Here is a 20,026-nt window from a genome sequence, read left to right on the forward strand (position 1 = left end):
TGAGAGACTACATGTAGGGGTCCAGGTGCGCGCGGGACCCCAGATGGCGTGTCGAGGAGTTCACCCTGACGGGATTGCGTGATCACCCAGAGATGCAGTTCACCGCGCGGGCGCGGGGTCCGGCAGGTAGGTTGCGCGGCCCGGTGGGCTGGGAGTGGCTGCCGCCCACCCGGGACCCGCTCAGGCGCCGAAGCGCAGCTGCGCGCCCGGCAGGGCGAGGCTCAGGAACGGGCGGCGGCCGGCCAGGTAGCCGAGCGGGCCGCGGGCGTTGACCGACCAGTCGGCCGCCGCGAGCCGGGGCCGGATCTTCGCCGCGACCGGCGTGCGCACCGGAGTGCCGTCGTGGTCCTGGAGGACGTCGAACCGGGTGGGGAGGGCCAGCGGCGAACCCGGCCTCGGCGTGAAGGCCGCGGTGGCGATCCAGTCGTCGCCGGTGGCCGCGGTGTACGTGCGGTCGGTGAACTGCAGGGCCGCGAGGTCCTTCGGGATGGCCCACAGCTCGCGGCCGCCGTCGCGGGAGACGACCGAGTCCACCCAGATCTGCGTGATCGTGCACGTGGTCCGCCTGCCACGGACCGGGACGGCCGCCAGCAGCTCGTGGTAGCTGAGCTGCCCGGGTTCGCGGTAGGCGATCCAGGCGGTGAACACGCAGGTGTACCCGGCGACGGACAGCGCGCCCGGGTGCACCTCGCGCGCAGGGACGCGCCAGACCGACACGTGCGCGTCGGCGACCAGGTTCCAGGGCTGCGGCGGGTAAGCGGTCATTTCTCCAGCCAGGGCAGGTACTCGGGCAGGTCCCGGTCGACACGCATGCCGAACGCGGGCGGCCGTTTCTGCAGGAACGACAGGACGCCCTCGACGGCGTCCGGGCTGGCGCCGAGGCCGCCGATCAGCTTCGAGTCGAGTTCGTGCACCGGCAACGGCGACTCGGCGCTCGCCATCCGGTAGAGCAGCTGGCGGGTCACCGCGACCGACACCGGCGCCGTCGTCTCGACGATCTCGCGGGCCAGCGCATAGGCTTCGGCCACGACGGTCCCGGTCGGGAACACCTTGTGCACCAGGCCTTTCTCCAGTGCCTCGGCGGCAGGGAAGACGCGGCCGCTGATCATCCAGTCCAGTGCGGTGCCCATCCCGACGAGCCGGGGGAGGAACCACGCTGACGCGCCTTCGGGGTAGATGCCGCGGCGGGTGAACACGAAGCCGAAGCGGGAATCCTCCGCCGCGAGCCGGTAGTCGCACGACAGCGTGATGGTGAGGCCGCCGCCGACGGCCGCGCCGTGCAGGGCGGCGATGACCGGCTTGTGCATCGCGAAGATCCGCTTCGAGCACCGGCCGGCGGGCTCCTGCCACGCCGCGCCGGGGCCGTCCGCCGGATCGAAGTCGAAGCCGCCCTGCGAGAGGTCGGCGCCGACGCAGAAGTCCCGGCCCGCCCCGGTCAGCACGACGACGCGCACGTCCTCGTCCCGGTCGGCGCGGTCCATGGCGTCGGCGAGCTCGTCGGCCATCCGGATCGTGTAGCCGTTGCGCGCCTCCGGGCGGTTCAGCGTCACCGTGGCGATCCGCTCCGCGACGGCGTAGGTGATCTCGGCGTAGTCGGCCATGGTGGGAACGTATTGCAGCCCGGCACTACTGGCAAGATGTCAATAGTGTGTCCGCAGCGTCCGGGGCGAAACAATCAGGCGTGCTTGATTTTTCCGGACGCCGGTGCGACGCTGGCCCCAGGACGCAAGGAGGCTGGCGATGGCGGACCTCGGCGTGATCCTCGGGGATCTCGACGCGGAGACACGGACGATCGACGACGTGGTGGCGGCCCTGCCCGCGTCGGACTGGGCGCGCGCGACGCCCGCCGAGGGGTGGACCATCGCGCACCAGATCGCGCACCTGGCCTGGACCGACCGGAAGGCCCTGATCGCGGCCGCCCACCCGGAGCAGTGGCAGGCCGAGGTCGAAGAACTGCTCAAGGCCGGCGAGACCTACGTCGACGACGGGGCCGCCGCCGGTGCCCAGCGGCCGCCGCGGGAAATCCTCGAAGACTGGCGGGCGGGCCGCAGGCAGCTCGCCGAAGCCCTCGCCGCCGTGCCGGACGGGCAGAAGCTGCCCTGGTACGGCCCGCCGATGAGTGCCGCCTCGATGGCCACCGCGCGGCTGATGGAGACCTGGGCGCACGGCCAGGACGTCTTCGACGCCCTCGGCCTGACCCGCGAGCCGACCGCGCGGCTGTGGCACATCGCCCGCTTCGGCACCCGCACCCGCGACTTCGCCTACAAGGTGCACTCGCTCGCCCCGCCCGCCGGGGAGTTCCGCGTCGAACTCACCGCGCCCGACGGCTCCACCTGGGCGTTCGGCCCCGAAGACGCCGAGCAGAAGCTCACCGGCAGCGCGCTGGACTTCTGCCTGGTCGTGACGCAGCGGCGGCACCCGGCCGACACCGATCTCGTCGCCAACGGCGCCGACGTCGAGGAGTGGCTCGGCATCGCGCAGGCCTTCGCCGGGCCGCCCGGGGCCGGGCGGAAGCCGGGGCAGTTCGCATGACCTACCGCATCGGCAACGCTTCCGGCTTCTACGGCGACCGCTTTTCGGCGGTGCGGGAGATGCTCACCGGCGGCCCCCTGGACGTCCTGACCGGCGACTACCTGGCCGAGCTGACCATGCTCATCCTCGGCCGGGACCGGATGAAGGACCCGAACCGCGGCTATGCCAGGACGTTCCTGCGTCAGATGGAGGAAAACCTCGGCCTGGCACAGGAAAAAGGCGTCAAGATCGTCGCCAACGCGGGCGGGCTCAACCCCGCCGGGCTCGCCGATGCCCTGCGTGAACTCGCGGCCAAGCTCGGCCTCGACGTCAAGATCGCGCACGTCGAAGGCGACGACCTCGTACAGCGTGCCGGGGAGCTGAATCTCGGGAAACCGCTGACCGCCAACGCCTATCTCGGCGCCTGGGGCATTGCCGAGTGCCTGAACGCGGGCGCGGACGTCGTCGTCACCGGACGCGTCACCGACGCCTCGGTCGTCGTCGGCCCGGCCGCCGCGCACTACGGCTGGGCCCGCGACGACTACGACGCCCTCGCCGGCGCGGTCGCGGCCGGGCACGTCATCGAATGCGGTGCCCAGGCCACCGGCGGCAACTACGCCTTCTTCACCGAGCACGCGATCGGCGTGCCCGGCTTCCCGATCGCCGAGATCGAGGCCGACGGCTCCAGCGTCATCACCAAGCACCCGGGCACCGGCGGGGTGGTGAACGTCGGCACGGTCACCGCGCAGCTGCTGTACGAGATCACCGGCGCGCGCTACGCCGGGCCGGACGTCACCACCCGGTTCGACACCCTGTCCCTGAGCCAGGACGGACCCGACCGCGTCCGCATCTCCGGCGTCCGCGGGGAAGCGCCGCCGCCCACGCTGAAGGTCGCGCTCAACACCCTCGGCGGCTTCCGCAACGAGACGACGTTCGTCCTCACCGGACTCGACATCGAAGCGAAAGCCGCGCTGGTCAAGGAACAGCTCGAAGCGTCCTTGAAGGACCGGCCGCCCGCCGACGTCCGGTGGACCCTCGCGCGCACCGATCACCCCGATGCCGCCACTGAGCAGACCGCGAGCGCGTTGCTGCACGTCGCCGTCAAGGACACCGACCCGAAGGTGGCCGGCCGCGCGTTCACCGGCGCCGCCGTGGAACTCGCCCTGGCCAGCTACCCCGGCTTCCACGTCACCGCACCACCGTCGGACGCCTCGCCCTACGGCGTCTACACCGCGGCCTATGTGGACGCCGCCGAGGTACCGCACGTCGCCGTGCTGCCGGACGGCATGCGGGTCGACATAGCGCCCGCAGTGTCCATTCAAGAGCTGTCCGATGTGGACGAGCCCGCGCTGCCCGAGCCGCTGGACCACGGTCCGGTGCGACGGGTGCCCCTGGGCACGATCGCCGGGGCCCGCAGTGGCGACAAGGGCGGCAACGCCAACCTCGGCGTCTGGGTGCGGTCCGAGGAAGCGTGGCGGTGGCTGGTGCACCGGCTGACCGTCGCCGAGTTCAAGCTGCTGCTGCCCGAGACCGCCGAGCTGCCGGTGACGCGGTACCTGCTGCCGAACCTGCGGGCGATGAACTTCGTCGTCGAGGGCATCCTCGGCGAGGGTGTCGCGTCGCAGGCGCGGTTCGACCCGCAGGCCAAGGCCCTGGGGGAGTGGCTGCGGTCGCGGGAGATCGACGTCCCGGAGGTTCTGCTGTGACCGATCCTTTCCGGACACCCGAGCGGGCCGAGCTGCGCAAGACCGTCCGCAAGTTCGTCGAGCAGGAGGTCCTGCCGCACCTCGAAGGCTGGGAGCGCGACGGCGAACTGCCCCGCGAGCTGCACCGCAAGGCCGGGGACCTCGGGCTGCTGGGGGTCGCCTTCCCCGAGGAGGTCGGCGGCGGGGACGGCAACTACCTGGACGCACTGGTCGTCGCCGAGGAGATGCACTACGCGGGCGGGTCCGGCGGGCTGTTCGCGTCGCTGTTCACCTGCGGCATCGCCGTCCCGCACATTGCCGAAGCGGGCGATCCCGTGCAGATCGAACGCTGGGTGCGGCCGGCATTGACGGGACACAAGATCGGCTCGCTCGCCGTCACCGAACCCGATGGCGGATCGGACGTCGCGGGCATCCGCACCACCGCGGTGCGCGAGGGCGACGAATACGTCATCAACGGCGCCAAGACATTCATCACCTCCGGCTGTCGCGCCGACTTCGTGACCACAGTGGTCCGCACCGGCGGCGACGGCGCGCACGGGCTGTCGCTGATCGTCGTCGAACGCGGGACGCCGGGCTTCACGGTGAGCCGCAAGCTCGACAAGATGGGCTGGCTCTGCTCCGACACCGCCGAACTGTCCTACGTGGACGTCCGCGTGCCGGTCGAGCACCTGGTCGGCACGGAGAACAGCGGGTTCGCGCAGGTCGCCACCCAGTTCGTCACCGAACGGCTTTCGCTGGCCGTGCAGGCCTACGCGCACGCGCAGCGGGCACTGGACCTGACGCTGGACTGGTGCCGGCTGCGCGAGACGTTCGGGCGGCCGCTGATCTCGCGCCAGCTCGTGCAGCACAAGCTCACCGAAATGGCGCGCAGGATCGACGTCGCCCGCACCTACACCCGCCACGTCGCCGTCCGGCACGTCTCCGGCGAAGAGGTGATCGCCGAAGCCTGTTTCGCCAAGAACACCGCCGTCGAAGCCGCCGAATGGGTGGTCAGCGAAGCCGTCCAGCTGCATGGCGGGCTCGGCTACATGCGCGAGTCCGAAGTGGAGCGGCACTACCGCGACGTCCGGATCCTCGGCATCGGCGGCGGCACCACCGAGATCCTCACCGGCCTGGCCGCGAAGCGATTGGGATACACCTCGTGACTACCTTGAGGTCCACAGTGGACACGCGGGACGCCGGGTTCGGCGCCAACCGCGAGGCGATGCTGGAAAAGCTCGCCGAGATCGACGCCGAGCACGCCAAAGCCGTCGCGGGCGGCGGCGAGAAGTACGTCGAGCGGCACCGCAAGCGTGGCAAGCTCCTTGCGCGGGAACGGATCGAGCTGCTGCTCGACCCCGATTCGCCGTTCCTGGAGCTGTCGCCGCTGGCCGCGTGGGGCACCGACTACCGCGTCGGCGCGAGCCTGGTGACCGGCATCGGCGTCGTCGAAGGCGTCGAGTGCCTGATCTCCGCCAGCGACCCCACGGTCAAGGGCGGCGCCAGCAACCCGTGGACCACCAAGAAGAGCTTCCGGGCCGCGGACATCGCCGCGCAGAACCGGCTGCCGACGATCAACCTCGTCGAGTCCGGCGGCGCGGACCTGCCGACGCAGAAGGAGATCTTCATCCCCGGCGGCCGGATCTTCCGCGACATCACCCGCGCCTCGGCCGCGGGTTGCCCGACGATCGCGCTGGTCTTCGGCAACTCCACCGCGGGCGGGGCGTACCTGCCAGGCATGTCCGACTACGTCGTGATGGTCAAGGAACGCGCGAAGGTGTTCCTCGGCGGGCCGCCGCTGGTCAAGATGGCCACCGGCGAGGAGTCCGACGACGAGTCGCTCGGCGGCGCCGAGATGCACGCGCGGACCTCGGGGCTGGCGGACTACCTTGCCGTCGACGAGCAGGACGCGATCCGCCTCGGCCGCAACATAGTCAAGCGGCTCAACTGGACCAAGCAGGGACCGTCGCCGAAGCCGGACTACGAAGAGCCGTTGTACGACGCCGAAGACCTGCTCGGCATCGTGCCGGCCGACCTCAAGGTGCCCTTCGACCCGCGCGAGGTGATCGCCCGCGTCGTCGACGGCTCCGACTTCGACGAGTTCAAGCCGCTGTACGGCCCGTCGCTGGTCACCGGCTGGGCGAGCATCCACGGCTACCCGGTCGGCATCCTGGCCAACGCACAGGGCGTGCTGTTCGGCGAGGAGTCGCAGAAGGCCGCGCAGTTCATCCAGCTGGCCAACCAGATCGACACGCCGCTGGTGTTCCTGCACAACACGACCGGCTACATGGTCGGCAAGGAGTACGAGCAGAGCGGCATCATCAAGCACGGCGCGATGATGATCAACGCGGTGTCGAACTCGAAGGTGCCGCACCTGTCCGTCCTCATGGGAGCGTCCTACGGTGCCGGCCACTACGGCATGTGCGGCCGCGCCTACGATCCCCGGTTCCTGTTCGCCTGGCCCAGCGCGAAGTCCGCGGTGATGGGCCCGGCCCAGCTGGCAGGCGTGCTGTCCATCGTGGCCCGTGCGGCCGCCGAAAGCCGCGGCCAGGAGTACAACGAAGAGCACGACAAGGCCATGCGGGCCATGGTGGAAGGCCAGATCGAGGCCGAGTCGATGCCGATGTTCCTCTCCGGCATGCTCTACGACGACGGCATCATCGACCCGCGGGACACCCGGACCGTGCTGGGCCTGAGCCTGTCCGCGATCCACAATGGACCAGTGAAGGGCGCCGAAGGCTTCGGCGTCTTCCGGATGTGAGGGCGCCGTGATCCAGAACCTGCTGGTCGCCAACCGCGGCGAGATCGCCCGCCGTGTCTTCCGCACCTGCCGCGACGCCGGGATCGGCACGGTCGCGGTCTTCTCCGACGCCGATGCCGCCGCGCCGCACGCCCGGGAGGCGGACGTGGCGGTCCGGCTGCCCGGCAACGCGCCGTCCGAGACCTACCTGCGTGCCGACCTGCTGGTCAAGGCCGCCGTCGAGACCGGTGCCGACGCCGTCCACCCGGGCTACGGCTTCCTGTCCGAGAACGCGGCCTTCGCGCGGGCGGTGCTCGACGCCGGGCTGACGTGGGTCGGCCCGCCACTGGCGGCTATCGAGACCATGGGCTCCAAAGTGGAGTCCAAGCGGCTGATGGCCGCCGCCGGTGTCCCCGTGCTGTCCGAACTGGACCCGGCGTCGGTGACCGAAGACGATCTTCCGTTGCTGGTCAAGGCGTCCGCGGGCGGTGGCGGTCGCGGCATGCGCGTGGTCCGCTCGCTCGACGAGCTGGCCGAGGCGGTGGAAGGCGCGAGCGCCGAAGCCGGGTCGGCGTTCGGTGACCCGACGGTGTTCTGCGAGCGGTACCTGGAAACCGGGCGGCACATCGAGGTCCAGGTGCTGGCCGACACCCACGGCACGGTGTGGGCGGTGGGGGAGCGGGAGTGCTCGATCCAGCGCCGTCACCAGAAGGTCGTCGAGGAGGCGCCGTCGCCGTTCGTCGACGCGGCGATGCGCGAGGAGCTGTTCGAGGCCGCACGCAAGGCCGCCAAGGCGATCGACTACGTCGGCGCGGGCACGGTCGAGTTCCTCGCGGGGCCCGACGGCCGGTTCTGGTTCCTGGAGATGAACACCCGGCTGCAGGTCGAGCACCCGGTCACCGAGAACGTCACCGGGCTGGACCTGGTCGCCCTGCAGCTGCGGATCGCCGAGGGCGAGCGGCTTCCGGCCGACCCGCCGCCCACGGTGGGGCACTCCATCGAGGTCCGGCTGTACGCCGAGGACCCGGCCGCGGACTGGCAGCCGCAGAGCGGCACGCTCCACACGTTCGAAGTGCCCGATGTGGACCGTGCGTTCACCCACGGCCCGGGCCTGCGGCTGGACTCGGGTTTCGAGACCGGGTCTGTCGTGGGTGTCCACTACGACCCGATGCTGGCCAAGGTGATCACCTGGGAGCCCACCCGCGCCGAGGCCGCCCGGCGGCTCGCGAAGGCGCTGGCGGGCGCCAGGATCCACGGCGTCGTCACCAACCGCGACCTCCTCGTCAACATCCTGCGGCACGAGGCGTTCCTGGCGGGCGAGACCGACACGGCGTTCTTCGACCGCCACGGCCTGGACACGCTCGCCACGCCACTGGCCACTGTGGACGCCGAGCGGCTCTCCGCGCTCGCTGCCGCATTGGCGGACGCGGCGGCGAACCGGGCGTCGGCGACCACCCAGGCCCGGCTGCCCAGCGGCTGGCGCAACGTCCGCTCCGCTGGGCAGCGCAAGGTTTTCTCGACCGCCGGCCGCGAGTACGAAGTGGTCTACTCGCTGACCCGGGAGGGGCTGCGCGCCGAGGGATTCGACGCCGCGCTGGTGTCGGCGGAACCCGGCCGGGTCGTCCTGGACGTCGGCGGCGTGCGGCGCACCTTCGCTGTCGCCCGCCACGACGGTGTGTCCTATGTGGACTCGGCACTGGGTTCGGTGGCGTTGCAGGCGCAGCCGCGGTTCGCCGATCCGGCCGCGGCACTGGCCGCCGGATCGCTGGTCGCGCCGATGCCGGGCACGGTCGTCCGGCTCGCCGTGCAGGCCGGGGACCCCGTCAAGGCGGGCGACCCGCTGCTGTGGCTGGAAGCGATGAAGATGGAGCACCGGATCGCCGCCCCCGCCGACGGCGTGGTGGCGGAACTGCCGGTCACGGTCGGACAGCAGGTCGAAGTGGGCACGATCCTCGCGGTGGTGGGAGACAACGCATGAACGCCATGAACTTCGTCGAGCCGGAGGAGCGGATCGCGCTCCGGAAGGCCGTCGCCGAGCTGGGCGCCAAGTACGGGCACGAGTACTACGCCCGCAAGGCCCGCGCGGACGAGAAGACCCACGAGCTGTGGGACGAGGCAGGCAGGCTGGGCTACCTCGGCGTCAACATCCCCGAGGAGTACGGCGGCGGGGGCGCGGGCATCGCCGACCTCGCCGCGGTACTCGAAGAACTGGCCGCCGCGGGCTCGCCGCTGCTGCTCATGGTCGTCTCGCCGGCCATCTGCGGCACCGTGCTCTCCCGCTTCGGCACCGAAGACCAGAAGAAGCAGTGGCTGCCGGGCATCGCCGACGGCAGCAAGCGGATGGTCTTCGCGATCACCGAACCGGACGCCGGGTCGAACTCGCACCGCATCACCACCACCGCGCGCCGGGACGCGGGCGGCTGGGTCCTCAATGGACGCAAGGTCTTCATTTCCGGCGTGGACGAAGCCGACGCCGTGCTCGTCGTCGGCCGTACCGAGGACGCGAAGACGGGCAAGCTCAAGCCCGCGCTGTTCATCCTCCCGGCCGGCACGCCGGGCTTCGAGTACACGAAGATCCCGATGGACATCGTCGCGCCGGAGAACCAGTTCTCGCTGTTCCTCGACGACGTCCACCTGCCCGCCGAGGCACTGGTCGGCGAGGAGGACGCGGCGATCGCGCAGCTGTTCGCGGGCCTCAACCCGGAACGCATCATGGGCGCGTCCTTCTCGCTCGGCATCGCCCGGTACGCGCTGGCCAAGGCCGTCGGCTACGCCAACGAGCGGCGGGTGTGGGGCGCGCCGATCGGCACCCACCAGGGTCTCGCGCACCCGCTCGCCGAGATCAAGATCGAGCTGGAACTGGCGAAGCTGATGACGCAGAAGGCGGCGTCGCTCTACGACTCCGGCGACGACTTCGGCGCGGGGGAGGCGGCCAACATGGCCAAGTACGCGGCGGCCGAGGTGGCGATCCGGGCCACCGACCAGGCCGTCCAGACCCACGGCGGCAACGGCCTTGCCACCGAGTACGGCCTCGGCACGCTGGTGACGGCGGTGCGCCTGGGCCGGATCGCCCCGGTCAGCCGCGAGATGGTGCTCAACTTCGTCGGCCAGCACAGCCTCGGCCTCCCGAAGTCCTATTAGGAGTGTCTTGACCGGCGTCCGCGAACCCCAGCAGGAACGCAGCCGCACGACGCGGCGGCGGCTGATCGAGGCCGCGCTCGACAGTTTCGGCGAGCGCGGTTGGCACGGCGTGACGGTGGCGGGCATCGCCGAGCGCGCGGGCGTCTCCCGAGGCGCGGCCCAGCACCACTTCCCGGCCCGCGAGGACCTCGTGGTGGCGGCGGTCGACCTGCTCGGCCAGGCCCAGATCGACGAGCTGCGCGCCCAGGCGGCGGACCTGCCGACCGGGGCGTCCCGCATCGAGCGGGTGGTGGAGATGGTCCTGAACCTGTACACGGGCCCGATGTTCCGCGCGGCCCTGCAGCTGTGGTCGGTGGCGGCGACCGACGAGGCCCTGCGCGAAGTGCTGGTGCCTCTGGAGGCCAGGGTCGGCCGCGAGGCCCACCGGGTGACGGTGGAGCTGCTGGGCGTCGACGAGTCCCGCCCGGGAGTCCGCGAACTGGTTCAGGCCACCCTCGACCTGGGCCGCGGCCTCGGGCTGGCCAACCTCCTGACGGACGACACCCGACGACGGCGGCAGATCGTGCGCGAGTGGGCGCGGACCCTGGAGTTGCGGCTGGCCGGGTGATCGGGCGCGGGCGTGGCGGGACATTCCGGTCCGGAACTGCGCTCCTCGCCGGGTGATCGGGCCCGGCCATGGCGGGACAATTCCGGTCCGAAACCCCTCAAGGACCGGGCTATCGTCCGCGCATGCGTGATGACGTCTGGCCGATTTCCCCCGAGCACCCCGGCCCCCGGAGCCTGCGCAGCAGCAACGGGATCGGCTACGACCTCAAGGGTTTCACCCGCCCGGACGCGCGGGGTTACCGCTTCGCCACCCACTGGTTCATGATCATCGGGCTGCCGGTCGTCCCGCTCGGCCGCTACTACCTGCGCGATCTCGGCCTCGACGCCGCCCGCAGCGATCACGTCGTGACCACCACCCGGTACGACATCGCCGGGCGGTCGCGGCTCCGGGCCGCCGAAGTGGTCCGCACCTACGCTTTCGGGTGGCTGATGCCCGTCGTCGTGCTGCTGCCGCTGCTGGCCCTGTTCAGCTGGGTCGACGAACTGCCCGTCTGGATTCCGCTCGCGGCCGTCGTGGTCTGGCCGATCGTCGCGATCATCGTCACCGTGCTCGTGCTGATGCACTACCGCGACCACTGGGCGCCCCTGCGGCAGCCGCGGTGGCGCGAACCCGAGGAACGCCGCTGAGCCACGGAACCTCACCCGCTGCCGAAGCGTCATACGGCCGTAAGTAACGCAATCGGCCCAACGGCCGAATGACAGGTAGTAGTGGTTCTCACAGGAAGGCAGTCCGGTGTCCGGATCAGGAGTCGAGCTCACTCACCGCGCCATGGCGATGCTGAAGGCCGTGGCCGAGGGCCGCGCGCAGATGTCGTGCAGCTGCGAGCCCGACCTCTTCATCGACGGATTCGCCTGCTGTGACCAGATGACCGCGCACGCGCTCGCCCACGGGGGCTACCTGCGGCCCGCCGTCGAAGCGGCCACCGGGCTGGTGCCCGCCGAGCTCACCGACGCCGGGCGCGCTGTGCTGGAGGTCACCGTCGCCGCCTGAGGCGCGTCACTGAGCGTTGCCGGTTCCGGTGCCGAAAGGTGCCCCGCGCGGGCCCCTGAACTGGCAGTCTTGTCGCCATGGCGGAGCACCCCCCACCGGTGGACGACGAGGCGACGGTCTTCCTCCCGAGCGAGCTGCGCGGCCCCCACTGGCCGACGCGCGATCCCGACGTCTCGCGGCGGCCGTACGACGAATTCGCCACCCAGATCGTCGCGCGGCCGCCCGCGTCGCCGGTCAGTGCCGGCCGGGGTGAAGGGGCCGGTTCGTCGCTGGCCCGCTCCAGCGGCCGGATGGCCGTCGCCTCCGCCGTGAGCCGGGTCACCGGGTTCGTCGCGAAGCTGCTGCTGGCCGCCGTCGTCGGGACCGGAGTCGCCAACGACTCGTTCACCGTCGCCAACACGCTGCCCAACATCGTGTTCGAGCTGCTCTTCGGCGGCGTCCTGGCCAGCGTCGTGGTGCCGCTGCTGGTCCGCTCCCACGACGATCCCGACGGCGGCCGCGCCTACACCCAGCGGCTGATCACGATGGCGTTCGTGCTGCTCGCCGCCGGCACGGCCGTCGCGGTGGCGATCGCCCCGGTGTTCACCGCGGTCTACGTCGACAAATCGTCTCCGACGGCGAACCCCGCCCTCACCACGGCCCTGGCGTACCTGCTGCTGCCGCAGATCCTGTTCTACGGCCTCTTCGCGCTGCTGTCGGCCATCCTCAACGCCCAGAACGTCTTCGGCCCGCCGGCCTGGGCGCCGGTGCTGAACAACGTCGTCGTCACCGGTGCGCTCGTCGTGTTCGCGCTCGTGCCGGGGGAGCTGACCCTCGACCCGGTCCGGATGAGCGATCCCAAGCTGCTCGTCCTCGGCGTCGGCACCACCCTCGGCATCGTCGCGCAGGCGCTCGTGCTCGTCCCGGCGCTGCTGCGCACCGGCTTCCGGTTCCGCTGGCGCTGGGGCTTCGACCCGCGGATCAAGGAGTTCGGCAGGCTCGCCGCGTGGATCCTCGGCTACGTCGTGATCAGCCACGTCGGGTTCGTCATCACCACCCGCGTGCTCACCGGCGGCAACAGCGGCGGCGTCACCGCCTACAGCTACGCGTCGCTGCTTTTCCAGCTGCCGTACGGGATTCTCGGCGTTTCGCTGCTGACCGCGTTGCTGCCGAGGATGAGCCGGGCCGCCGCGGACGGCGACACCGTGTCGCTGGTCGGCGACCTCTCGCTCGCCTCCCGCGTCTCGACCGTGCTGTTCGTGCCGATCTCGGCGGTGCTGGCCGTGGTCGGCACGCCGATCGGCATCGCGATCTTCACCTGGGGCCGCGGCACCCTCGCCGACGCCGAGCGGCTCGGCCAGACGCTGGCCGTCTCCGCCGTCGGGCTGCTGCCGTACGCGCTGGTCCTGTTGCAGCTGCGGGTGTTCTACGCGATGAAGGACGCCCGCACGCCGACGCTGATCATGCTGGTGATGACGGCGGTGAAGATCCCGCTGCTGCTGCTCTGCCGCGGGCTGCTCGACGGCGAGCACATCGTCTACGGCGTGATGCTGGTGAACGGCGCCGGTTTCATCGTCGGCGCCGTGCTCGGCCAGGTCTGGCTGTGGGTGCGGCTCGGGCACCTGCGCAGCAAGCGGTCGCTGCGGGTCGGGCTGATCACGCTGCTGGCGAGCGGGCTCGGCGTGGTGGCCGCGGTGCTCGCCGGCTACGCCGTGCCCGCGTCGCTCGGGGTGATCCCCGCGGCCTGGGTGAAGCTGCCGGTGCAGGGACTGCTCGGGATGGCCGTGCCGTTCGGCGTGCTGGCGCTGCTGAAGCTGCCGGAGTTCACCCCGGTGACCCGGCGCGTGGCGGGCCTGCGCCGGCGGTTCGCGGCTCGTTGACGACTACGGCCGGAAACCCGATCCGGTTGTCTCGAAACGATAACGAGAGCGCTGCGATCAGCGCGTTTACAATTCCGGTGAGGATTTCTACGATCCACCCCTGATCATGCGGCCGCGGGCGAGCGCGGCGGCGGGGGAAACGGGTGGAGGTCGTGCATGACGCGCAGTGCGCGCAGGCGGCGGGACCGGGTCACGGTCGACGAACTGCTCCGGCAGAGCGGCGTGCAACCCCGGAAGGTGGGCTCCCGTTCGTCACCGTCGGAGCGGGCGGCGCGCAATGCGGTCGCCGGACTGCCGTCGGAGCGCCGCGCGCCCGAGCCGCGGGCTGCCGGGGTGCCGTTGGAGCGGCGCGCCGCCGAGTCGCGGGCTGCCGGAGTGCCCTCGGAGCGCCGCGCGCCCGAGCCGCGGGCTGCCGGAGTGCCGTTGGAGCGCCGCGCCGTCGAGCCGCGGGCCGGTGCGGCCCGGTTCGCGCTGGCCTCCGGCGTGCTCGCCGTGCTGGGCGGGCTCGTGCTGGTGCTGGCCCTGCGCCCGGAGCCGGTCCCGGCGACCACGCAGTTCCCGCAGCTGCAGCCGGCGACCGGCGCCCCGACGTCGTCGATCGTGCAGGCTGCCCCGACCGAGACCACCACGCCGTCCCCGGTGGTGATGCACGCGCGCAAGACACCGACACCCACCCCGACGGTCACGGTCAAGGTGCCGCCACCGGTGACGACGACGCCGTCGAAGACCCCGCCGACCTGGGACCCGCGGTGGAACTACTACCAGTGCTATCCGTACTACTGCGGCTATCGGCGCTGACGGCGGAGCAGCAGGTAGGTCCCAGCGGCGAGCACGAACCCGGCGGCGAAGGTGAGGTCGCCGACGCCGGGCACCGCTTTCGGGATCGGCGCCGTATACAGGGCCTGGTTGGCGAACAGGCCGACGCTCGCCACCAGGCCCACGAGGAACGCCGTGAACCCGGCGGTGTTGCGGTGGGTCCGGTCGGCGAGCAGGTGGCCGAACTCCGTCCCGCGGCGCAGGTGGTGGTCGGCCAGGAGCACGCCCAGCCACGGGCCGATCCAGTAGGCGATGACCAGCAGGAAGTTCTCGTACGCGTGCCCGGCGTCGGCGAGGCCCAGCCAGGCCAGCACGAACCCGACCGCGCCGAAGGCCAGCGCGACGACCGCGCGGCGCCAGGCCAGCGGCAGCCGGATCCCGAGTGTCAGGAAGGCGAGCGCTCCCGAGTAGACGTTCAGCACGTTCGCGGCGACCGCGCCGAGCGTGATCGCCAGCAGCGTTGCGGCGGCGAGGAAACCGGGCAGGTGGCCGGTGAACGCGGCCGTGGGATTGTCGGTCGCCGGACCGGCGATGGTCGCCGACGCGGCGCCGGCGAGCATGAGCACGGTCGTCGAGAGGAACAGCCCCAGCCCCGCGTACCAGCCGATCGCGCGCGGGGACGCGGTCTTCGGCAGATAGCGCGTGTAGTCGGCGGCGTAGGGATTCCAGCCCGCGGTGTAGCCGAACATGGTGCCGACGGCGAGCAGGAAACCGCCAGGGGAACCGGTGTTCGCGGTCGGGCCGGCGTCGGCGAAGATCACCACGCTCGCCACGGCGAACACGACGGCAAGGACCGCGAAGACGTACTTTTCGTACGCCTGCACGAGATTGTGCCCGAAGAAGGCGATCACGATCTGCAGCGCGACGACGAGCACCAGGCAGCCGGGCACGGGCAGGCCGGTGAGGCTGCCCAGCGCGAAGGCGCCGCTGACGCTGTTGACGGCGAACCAGCCGACACCGGCCATGACCGACATCAGCGCGGCGGGCAGCAGGTTCCCGCGGTAGCCGAAGGCGGCCCGCCCGAGCACCATCTGCGGCACGCCGTACCGCGGCCCCTGTTTCGACAGGAAGCCGTGGGCGAGCGCGCCGAGCCCGTTGCCGGCGACGGCGGCGAGCGCGGCCTGCGTGAAGGACAGGCCGAAGGCGGTGACGGCGAGCACGCCGACGAAGACGGTGGCGAACTCGAGGTTGGGCGAGGCCCAGGTCCAGGCCAGCTGCCGCGGCGAGCCGTGCCGGTCGGCGTCGGCGACGGGCTCGATCCCGCCGGGCTCGACGGCCACCACCTTGTCGCCGTAGCCGGCTTCTCCGGTTCTCGTCATGGGGAGACGGTAGGTGAGGAACGTTGCGGCGGTGTGACAAGTCGGCGGGGAGATCCGCGGCAGGCCTCCGGCACGCCGGTTCCCGCTCACCGGGACCCGCGAAGGCCCTCTCACCGACCCCGATGCCGGTGAGAGGGCCTCGGCAGCCCCACTACGGGTCCGTGTCAGCCGGTGTAGCCGGCGACGATCTTCGTGAACGCGTACTTGTCCTGCGTGATGCCGCTGCACTCGCCGCCGCCGCTGCAGTCGCGGTTGGTGGCCCAGAACGTGAAGCGGGCCAGGTGGTGGCTCGCCGCGTAGCTGCGGATCGAGGTGAAGTTCGAGACCGTCACCGTCTCGCCCGCGTTGTCGGTCTTGCCGTTCATCGAGGACAGGCCGCTGTGGCGGTAGGCCGTGTCGTCGCTCCAGCCGAACGTCGCCTTGAGCTGGTTCTTCAGCCCGTCGACCGCCGACTTCGTCATGGCCGCCATGTCGCCGCCGTTGGAGAAGTCGAACGGCATCACCGACCAGACGTCCACGTTCGCGCCGATCGCCTTGGCCTGGTTGATCAGGCGCTTGCCCCAGCTGTTCGGGCCGGTCGTCTCGGTGCCGATGGTGATCACCACGCGCAGGCCCGGGTTCTTCTGCTTGGTCAGCTTGACCGCGTTGAGGATGCGGTCCTGGACCGTGGCGTTCTCGAACTCGTCGGTGTTCTCGATGTCGAGGTCGATGGCCTTGAGGCCGTAGGCGTCGATCACCTTCTGGTACGCGCCGGCCAGCGCCGACGCCGACGTGCACTTCGAGCCCAGCTTCGTGCCGGACCAGCCGCCGAAGGACGGGATCACGTCCCCGCCCGCGTTGCGGATGTTCTGGATCATCGTCTTGTCCGAGCCGGTCAGCGAGCGGCTGCCGTCCCACTTGGGGTTGCACGTGCCGTCCGACAGCACGAACGCGAGCGTGAACGCTTTCACCCCGGTCGCGGACATCGCCGCGGTCGGGCTGGTCAGCCCGCCCCACTGGTACAGGTACGGCGAGGCGAGCACGGGGTCGACCGCGGCCATGGCCTGCGGGGCGAGGCCGATCGCGGTCGCCATCGCGGCCGACGCGGCGAGGGCGAGGGTGACCAGACGGCGCACTGGTTTCATGGGGGTCCTCCGAACGTGCAGGGTGGAGCACCTCCGGTTTGAGGCGGCGGGATCAACCCGGGAGGAGTGCTGTGTGCCACCACACAGTGGACTAGACCAATATTGCGTGTCAACCCTCCTTCGGTCGGAAAATGACCCACGCGCCTTCACGGGGAAATTCCCCTGAAGGCGGAGTGACAGCACCCGGCACCGGCGGCTACTTTGCCGAGATGGTGGGGGATTCGATCGCCGCCGGCGGAGGACGCCGCCCTGGCCGGTTCCTGCCCGCCGTCGTCCTGGCCCGCTGGGCACTCTGGCGGTTGCCGCGCCGCGGCCAGGTCTGCTACCTCGTCGTGGTCGACGCCCTCGCCGTCGCCGCGGTCGTCCTCGCCACCCTCCGGTTCCCGCCGCTCGCCGCGATGCTGACGCCGTTCGCGCTGCTCCTGGGCGCGATGCTGCTGTCGGCCGAGCTCGCGCGGCCGGCCGAACGCCACCGCGAGGACACCCTCCTCGGCCCCGGCGTCGACACGCCGTGGATCTTCGCGGGCGTGCTCGTGCTGCGGCCAGCCCTCGCCGTCGCGCTGGTCGCGTTTTCCGCGGTGCACCAGTGGTTCCGGGTCCGCAGAAGACCCGTGTACCGGCAGGTGTTCGGCGCCGCCGCGACGGCGCTGGCCGGTCTCGTCGCCGGCGCCTTCCTCACCGCGACGCACGTCCGGCCGCTCGGCGAGGTCCTCGACGCCCGGACCGTCCTGCTCCTCACCGTCGCGGCCGTGGTGTTCCTCGCGGTGAACGCCGCGCTCGTGACCGCCGCCGACGGCCCCCGCCACCCCCGCGACGCCGCACCGGGGTACGCCTTCGACGCCGCGATGACCGCGCTCGGCCTGCCGCTGGCCTGGGCCGTCGTCGCGGCTCCGCTCCTGGTGCCGGTGCTGGCGGGCACCACCGTCGTGCTGCACCGCGGCGGCCTGGGCCGCGGGCGCCGCGACCACGTCACCCTCGACCCGGGCACCGGCGTGCTGACCGCGGCGTCGTGGCGCGGCGCGGCCGAGGCCCGGCTGGACCGGCCCGGCCGCCAGGGCCCCGGCCCGGCGGTGCTGGTGCTCGACCTCGACCACTTCCGCAGGCTCAACGACCGCTACGGCACCCGCATCGGCGACGCGGTCCTGCGCGCGGTCGCCGACACCCTGCGCGACGAGGTCCGCTCGGCCGACCTGGTCGGCCGGACCGGCGGCGAGGAGTTCGCAGTGCTGCTCCCGGGCACCGGCCCGTTCGACGCGACGACGATCGCCGAGCGGATCCGCCTGCGGGTCGCCGCGACACTGGTGGCGCTGAAGGCCTCGGGCGACGGCCCGCAGTTCGTCGGCGTGACGGTCTCGATCGGCGTCGCCAGCTGCCCGCCCGGCGGCGCGCTGGCCGACGCCCTGCTGGCCGCGGAAACGGCGTTGCTGCGGGCGAAGGCCGCGGGCCGGAACCGGACGGTCTGCGCGGAACCCGGCTGAATGCCCTCGTGCCGCTGAGTCCTAGAGCCTGTATCGAAGTGGGGAATGGCCTGGACTCACCGGGACCGAGTGCGGGAATGGGGCGCGGCGGGGTGGCCTGCCGCGGCGATCCGTCGGGGGCCAGGTGAGCCGAAAGGCGCTTTCGTCGCAGCTGGTGCAGCGAACGGGCCTTTCGGCTCACCTGATGCGAGGAAAGTCCCTTTCAGCCCGCCCTCACGACCACCGAACGACTTCGATACAGACCCTAGGTGACCGTGATCGCGTCCAGCTTCTCCCGCAGGTACTCCGAGGCGATCACCTCCGGGTACGTCCGCTTCCCGAGGGGCGGGCCCAGTGACGTGATCCGCGCGTCGTGGTCGGTCTCGTAGAAGAAGATCAGCGACACCAGGTCCTCGTCCGGGGCCGACGCCGCCGGGGGCAGGACGCGGTGGCGGGTCGAGCGCCAGCGGTCGCCGGTCCAGCGGGCCATCAGGTCGCCGATGTTGATCGTGAACGCGTCCGGGTGGAACGGGGCGTCCTCCCACTCGCCGTCCGCCGTGTACACCTGGAGGCCGCCGACGCCTTCCTGGCGGTCGAGGACCGTCACCGTGCCGAAGTCGGTGTGCGGGCCGATCCGGAACTGGTCCGGGGCCGGGGTGCCGACGCGGGTCATCGGCGGGTACCAGTTGATGTTGAACGTGTACGTCGGGTGCCCGGTGTGCCGCGTGAAGTGGTTCTCGGCCAGGCCCAGCGCGGCGGCGAACATCTCCAGCAGGTGGTCCGACAGCGCCCGCATTCGGCGCATGTACTCGGTGGCCGCCTCGGCGAAGCCCGGCACCTCCGGCGGCCAGACGTTGGCCTGGAACCAGAACCCGTCGATCTCGGCGACGCCGACGCCGTCGTCCGCGCCCGCCGAGAACGACTCCTTGAGGTCCGGCGGGGTTTCGGTGCCTTCGGCGTAGCCGTTGGCCTCCACGCCCGGCGGCAGCCAGCCGCGGCCGCCGACCATCACGGCGTAGCGCTGCTTGACGTCCTCGGGCAGCGCGAAGAACTCCCGCGCCAGCTCGCGGGTGCGGCGGCGCAGGTCGTCCGGCACGCCGTGCCCGGTGACCAGCAGGAAGCCGGACTCCCGCAGCGCGCGGTCGAGCTGCGCGGCCACCTCGGCCCGGCCTTCGGACGTGCCCCCGAACCACGGCGAAAGGTCCACGAGCGGAACGGTTGACGGCATACGGCTCCTATTCGGGCTTCTCGGCCCCGATGTCCTCGAACCACAGGTCCGGCCGCGCGGCGATGAACTCGGTCATCAGCGCGATGCAGGCGGGGTCGTCGAGCAGGGTGATCTCCACGCCGAGCCCGGCGAGCCAGTCGTGCCCGCCGTGGAACGTCGTGGCCTCGCCGATGACGACGTGCCCGATCCCGAACTGACGGACGAGCCCGGAGCAGTACCAGCACGGCGAGAGCGTCGTGACCATGATCGTGTCGCGGTAGTGCGGGCGGCGCCCGGCGTTGCGGAACGCCGCGGTTTCGGCGTGCATCGACGGGTCGCCGTCCTGCACGCGCCGGTTGTGGCCGCGGCCGAGGAGGGTTCCCGCGGTGTCGAACAGCGCGGCGCCGATCGGGACGCCGCCCTCGGCCTTGCCCAGTTCGGCTTCTTCACGGGCGACGGCGAGCAGGGCGTGCGGGTCGATCGGCATGGGTCACTCTTTCCGGCCGGGGCGGTGCCTGGCAAGTGTTCGGCCGCAGGGCTGCACCATCCGGCGGAACGCGGACGGGAACT

The 20,026-nt window shown here is 71.6% G+C and carries 18 protein-coding genes; 12 read left to right on the forward strand and 6 right to left on the reverse strand.

Annotation, left to right across the window (positions count from 1 at the left end; genetic code table 11):
- Window positions 1–180: 180 nt before the first annotated feature.
- Window positions 181–765 carry an acetoacetate decarboxylase family protein gene (locus ABJI51_RS02190; RefSeq protein WP_348947195.1) on the reverse strand — a complete coding sequence of 195 codons (585 nt, stop codon included), beginning with the start codon at window positions 763–765 and terminating at the stop codon, window positions 181–183.
- A complete protein-coding gene (locus tag ABJI51_RS02195; protein WP_348947196.1) occupies window positions 762–1,601 on the reverse strand; it encodes an enoyl-CoA hydratase-related protein in 840 nt (279 codons plus the stop codon). Before ABJI51_RS02195 ends, ABJI51_RS02190 begins: the two co-directional genes overlap by 4 nt.
- A gap of 139 nt (window positions 1,602–1,740) precedes the next feature.
- Between ABJI51_RS02195 and ABJI51_RS02200 the strand changes: the two genes are divergently transcribed.
- The 11 genes from ABJI51_RS02200 to ABJI51_RS02250 all read left to right on the forward strand — a co-directional run bounded on the left by ABJI51_RS02200 (window position 1,741) and on the right by ABJI51_RS02250 (window position 14,331).
- The gene (locus tag ABJI51_RS02200) at window positions 1,741–2,532 is read left to right on the forward strand and encodes a TIGR03084 family metal-binding protein (protein WP_348947197.1); all 792 of its coding nucleotides are present in this window, start codon (window positions 1,741–1,743) and stop codon (window positions 2,530–2,532) included.
- A complete protein-coding gene (locus tag ABJI51_RS02205; protein WP_348947198.1) occupies window positions 2,529–4,217 on the forward strand; it encodes an acyclic terpene utilization AtuA family protein in 1,689 nt (562 codons plus the stop codon). Before ABJI51_RS02200 ends, ABJI51_RS02205 begins: the two co-directional genes overlap by 4 nt.
- Window positions 4,214–5,362: an acyl-CoA dehydrogenase family protein gene (locus tag ABJI51_RS02210; RefSeq protein ID WP_348947199.1), complete on the forward strand. Its 1,149-nt coding sequence runs from the start codon at window positions 4,214–4,216 to the stop codon at window positions 5,360–5,362. Before ABJI51_RS02205 ends, ABJI51_RS02210 begins: the two co-directional genes overlap by 4 nt.
- Window positions 5,359–6,957 (forward strand): acyl-CoA carboxylase subunit beta, encoded by a 1,599-nt coding sequence (locus tag ABJI51_RS02215; RefSeq protein WP_348947200.1) that lies wholly within the window; start codon window positions 5,359–5,361, stop codon window positions 6,955–6,957. The genes ABJI51_RS02210 and ABJI51_RS02215 overlap by 4 nt, the downstream gene beginning before the upstream one ends.
- Window positions 6,958–6,964: 7 nt before the next feature.
- Window positions 6,965–8,914 (forward strand): ATP-binding protein, encoded by a 1,950-nt coding sequence (locus ABJI51_RS02220; RefSeq protein WP_348947201.1) that lies wholly within the window; start codon window positions 6,965–6,967, stop codon window positions 8,912–8,914.
- Window positions 8,911–10,077: an acyl-CoA dehydrogenase family protein gene (locus tag ABJI51_RS02225; protein WP_348947202.1), complete on the forward strand. Its 1,167-nt coding sequence runs from the start codon at window positions 8,911–8,913 to the stop codon at window positions 10,075–10,077. The genes ABJI51_RS02220 and ABJI51_RS02225 overlap by 4 nt, the downstream gene beginning before the upstream one ends.
- A 7-nt stretch (window positions 10,078–10,084) precedes the next feature.
- Entirely contained in the window at window positions 10,085–10,684 is a 600-nt protein-coding gene (locus tag ABJI51_RS02230) for a TetR/AcrR family transcriptional regulator (protein WP_348947203.1), read from the forward strand.
- A 122-nt stretch (window positions 10,685–10,806) separates the two neighbouring features.
- Window positions 10,807–11,310, forward strand: coding sequence for a hypothetical protein (locus ABJI51_RS02235; protein WP_348947204.1), 504 nt, complete (start codon window positions 10,807–10,809; stop codon window positions 11,308–11,310).
- Window positions 11,311–11,416: 106 nt separating this feature from the next.
- A complete protein-coding gene (locus ABJI51_RS02240; protein ID WP_431605553.1) occupies window positions 11,417–11,674 on the forward strand; it encodes a hypothetical protein in 258 nt (85 codons plus the stop codon).
- 77 nt (window positions 11,675–11,751) lie between these two features.
- Window positions 11,752–13,533 carry a murein biosynthesis integral membrane protein MurJ gene (gene murJ, locus ABJI51_RS02245; protein WP_348947206.1) on the forward strand — a complete coding sequence of 594 codons (1,782 nt, stop codon included), beginning with the start codon at window positions 11,752–11,754 and terminating at the stop codon, window positions 13,531–13,533.
- Between the two features lie 156 nt (window positions 13,534–13,689).
- On the forward strand, window positions 13,690–14,331 hold the full coding sequence (locus ABJI51_RS02250) for a hypothetical protein (protein ID WP_348947207.1): 642 nt from the start codon (window positions 13,690–13,692) through the stop codon (window positions 14,329–14,331).
- Here the strand turns inward: ABJI51_RS02250 and ABJI51_RS02255 are convergent.
- Both ABJI51_RS02255 and ABJI51_RS02260 read right to left on the reverse strand, forming a co-directional pair.
- Window positions 14,319–15,668, reverse strand: a complete 1,350-nt coding sequence (locus ABJI51_RS02255) for a purine-cytosine permease family protein (RefSeq protein WP_348947208.1) — start codon at window positions 15,666–15,668, stop codon at window positions 14,319–14,321. The genes ABJI51_RS02250 and ABJI51_RS02255 overlap by 13 nt on opposite strands.
- A gap of 164 nt (window positions 15,669–15,832) precedes the next feature.
- Window positions 15,833–16,792, reverse strand: a complete 960-nt coding sequence (locus tag ABJI51_RS02260; RefSeq protein WP_348947209.1) for a chitinase — start codon at window positions 16,790–16,792, stop codon at window positions 15,833–15,835.
- A gap of 209 nt (window positions 16,793–17,001) precedes the next feature.
- On the opposite strand from ABJI51_RS02260, the gene ABJI51_RS02265 reads away from it, so the two are divergent.
- Entirely contained in the window at window positions 17,002–18,270 is a 1,269-nt protein-coding gene (locus ABJI51_RS02265) for a GGDEF domain-containing protein (protein WP_348947210.1), read from the forward strand.
- A gap of 244 nt (window positions 18,271–18,514) precedes the next feature.
- Here the strand turns inward: ABJI51_RS02265 and ABJI51_RS02270 are convergent, their stop codons facing one another.
- Both ABJI51_RS02270 and ABJI51_RS02275 read right to left on the reverse strand, forming a co-directional pair.
- Window positions 18,515–19,477, reverse strand: a complete 963-nt coding sequence (locus ABJI51_RS02270; protein ID WP_348947211.1) for an isopenicillin N synthase family dioxygenase — start codon at window positions 19,475–19,477, stop codon at window positions 18,515–18,517.
- A gap of 7 nt (window positions 19,478–19,484) precedes the next feature.
- Entirely contained in the window at window positions 19,485–19,943 is a 459-nt protein-coding gene (locus ABJI51_RS02275; protein WP_348947212.1) for a nucleoside deaminase, read from the reverse strand.
- Between the last annotated feature and the right edge of the window lie 83 nt (window positions 19,944–20,026).

It is taken from the genome of Amycolatopsis melonis, assembly GCF_040064235.1.
GTDB lineage: Bacteria > Actinomycetota > Actinomycetes > Mycobacteriales > Pseudonocardiaceae > Amycolatopsis > Amycolatopsis melonis.

Bases quoted from the DNA above. Each gene is read 5' to 3' on its own strand.
- ABJI51_RS02190 (WP_348947195.1), bottom strand. From the start codon at position 765: ATGACCGCTTACCCGCCGCAGCCCTGGAACCTGGTCGCCGACGCGCAC.
- ABJI51_RS02195 (WP_348947196.1), bottom strand. From the start codon at position 1,601: ATGGCCGACTACGCCGAGATCACCTACGCCGTCGCGGAGCGGATCGCC.
- ABJI51_RS02200 (WP_348947197.1), top strand. From the start codon at position 1,741: ATGGCGGACCTCGGCGTGATCCTCGGGGATCTCGACGCGGAGACACGG.
- ABJI51_RS02205 (WP_348947198.1), top strand. From the start codon at position 2,529: ATGACCTACCGCATCGGCAACGCTTCCGGCTTCTACGGCGACCGCTTT.
- ABJI51_RS02225 (WP_348947202.1), top strand. From the start codon at position 8,911: ATGAACGCCATGAACTTCGTCGAGCCGGAGGAGCGGATCGCGCTCCGG.
- ABJI51_RS02235 (WP_348947204.1), top strand. From the start codon at position 10,807: ATGCGTGATGACGTCTGGCCGATTTCCCCCGAGCACCCCGGCCCCCGG.
- murJ (WP_348947206.1), top strand. From the start codon at position 11,752: ATGGCGGAGCACCCCCCACCGGTGGACGACGAGGCGACGGTCTTCCTC.
- ABJI51_RS02250 (WP_348947207.1), top strand. From the start codon at position 13,690: ATGACGCGCAGTGCGCGCAGGCGGCGGGACCGGGTCACGGTCGACGAA.
- ABJI51_RS02255 (WP_348947208.1), bottom strand. From the start codon at position 15,668: ATGACGAGAACCGGAGAAGCCGGCTACGGCGACAAGGTGGTGGCCGTC.
- ABJI51_RS02260 (WP_348947209.1), bottom strand. From the start codon at position 16,792: ATGAAACCAGTGCGCCGTCTGGTCACCCTCGCCCTCGCCGCGTCGGCC.
- ABJI51_RS02265 (WP_348947210.1), top strand. From the start codon at position 17,002: ATGGTGGGGGATTCGATCGCCGCCGGCGGAGGACGCCGCCCTGGCCGG.
- ABJI51_RS02270 (WP_348947211.1), bottom strand. From the start codon at position 19,477: ATGCCGTCAACCGTTCCGCTCGTGGACCTTTCGCCGTGGTTCGGGGGC.
- ABJI51_RS02275 (WP_348947212.1), bottom strand. From the start codon at position 19,943: ATGCCGATCGACCCGCACGCCCTGCTCGCCGTCGCCCGTGAAGAAGCC.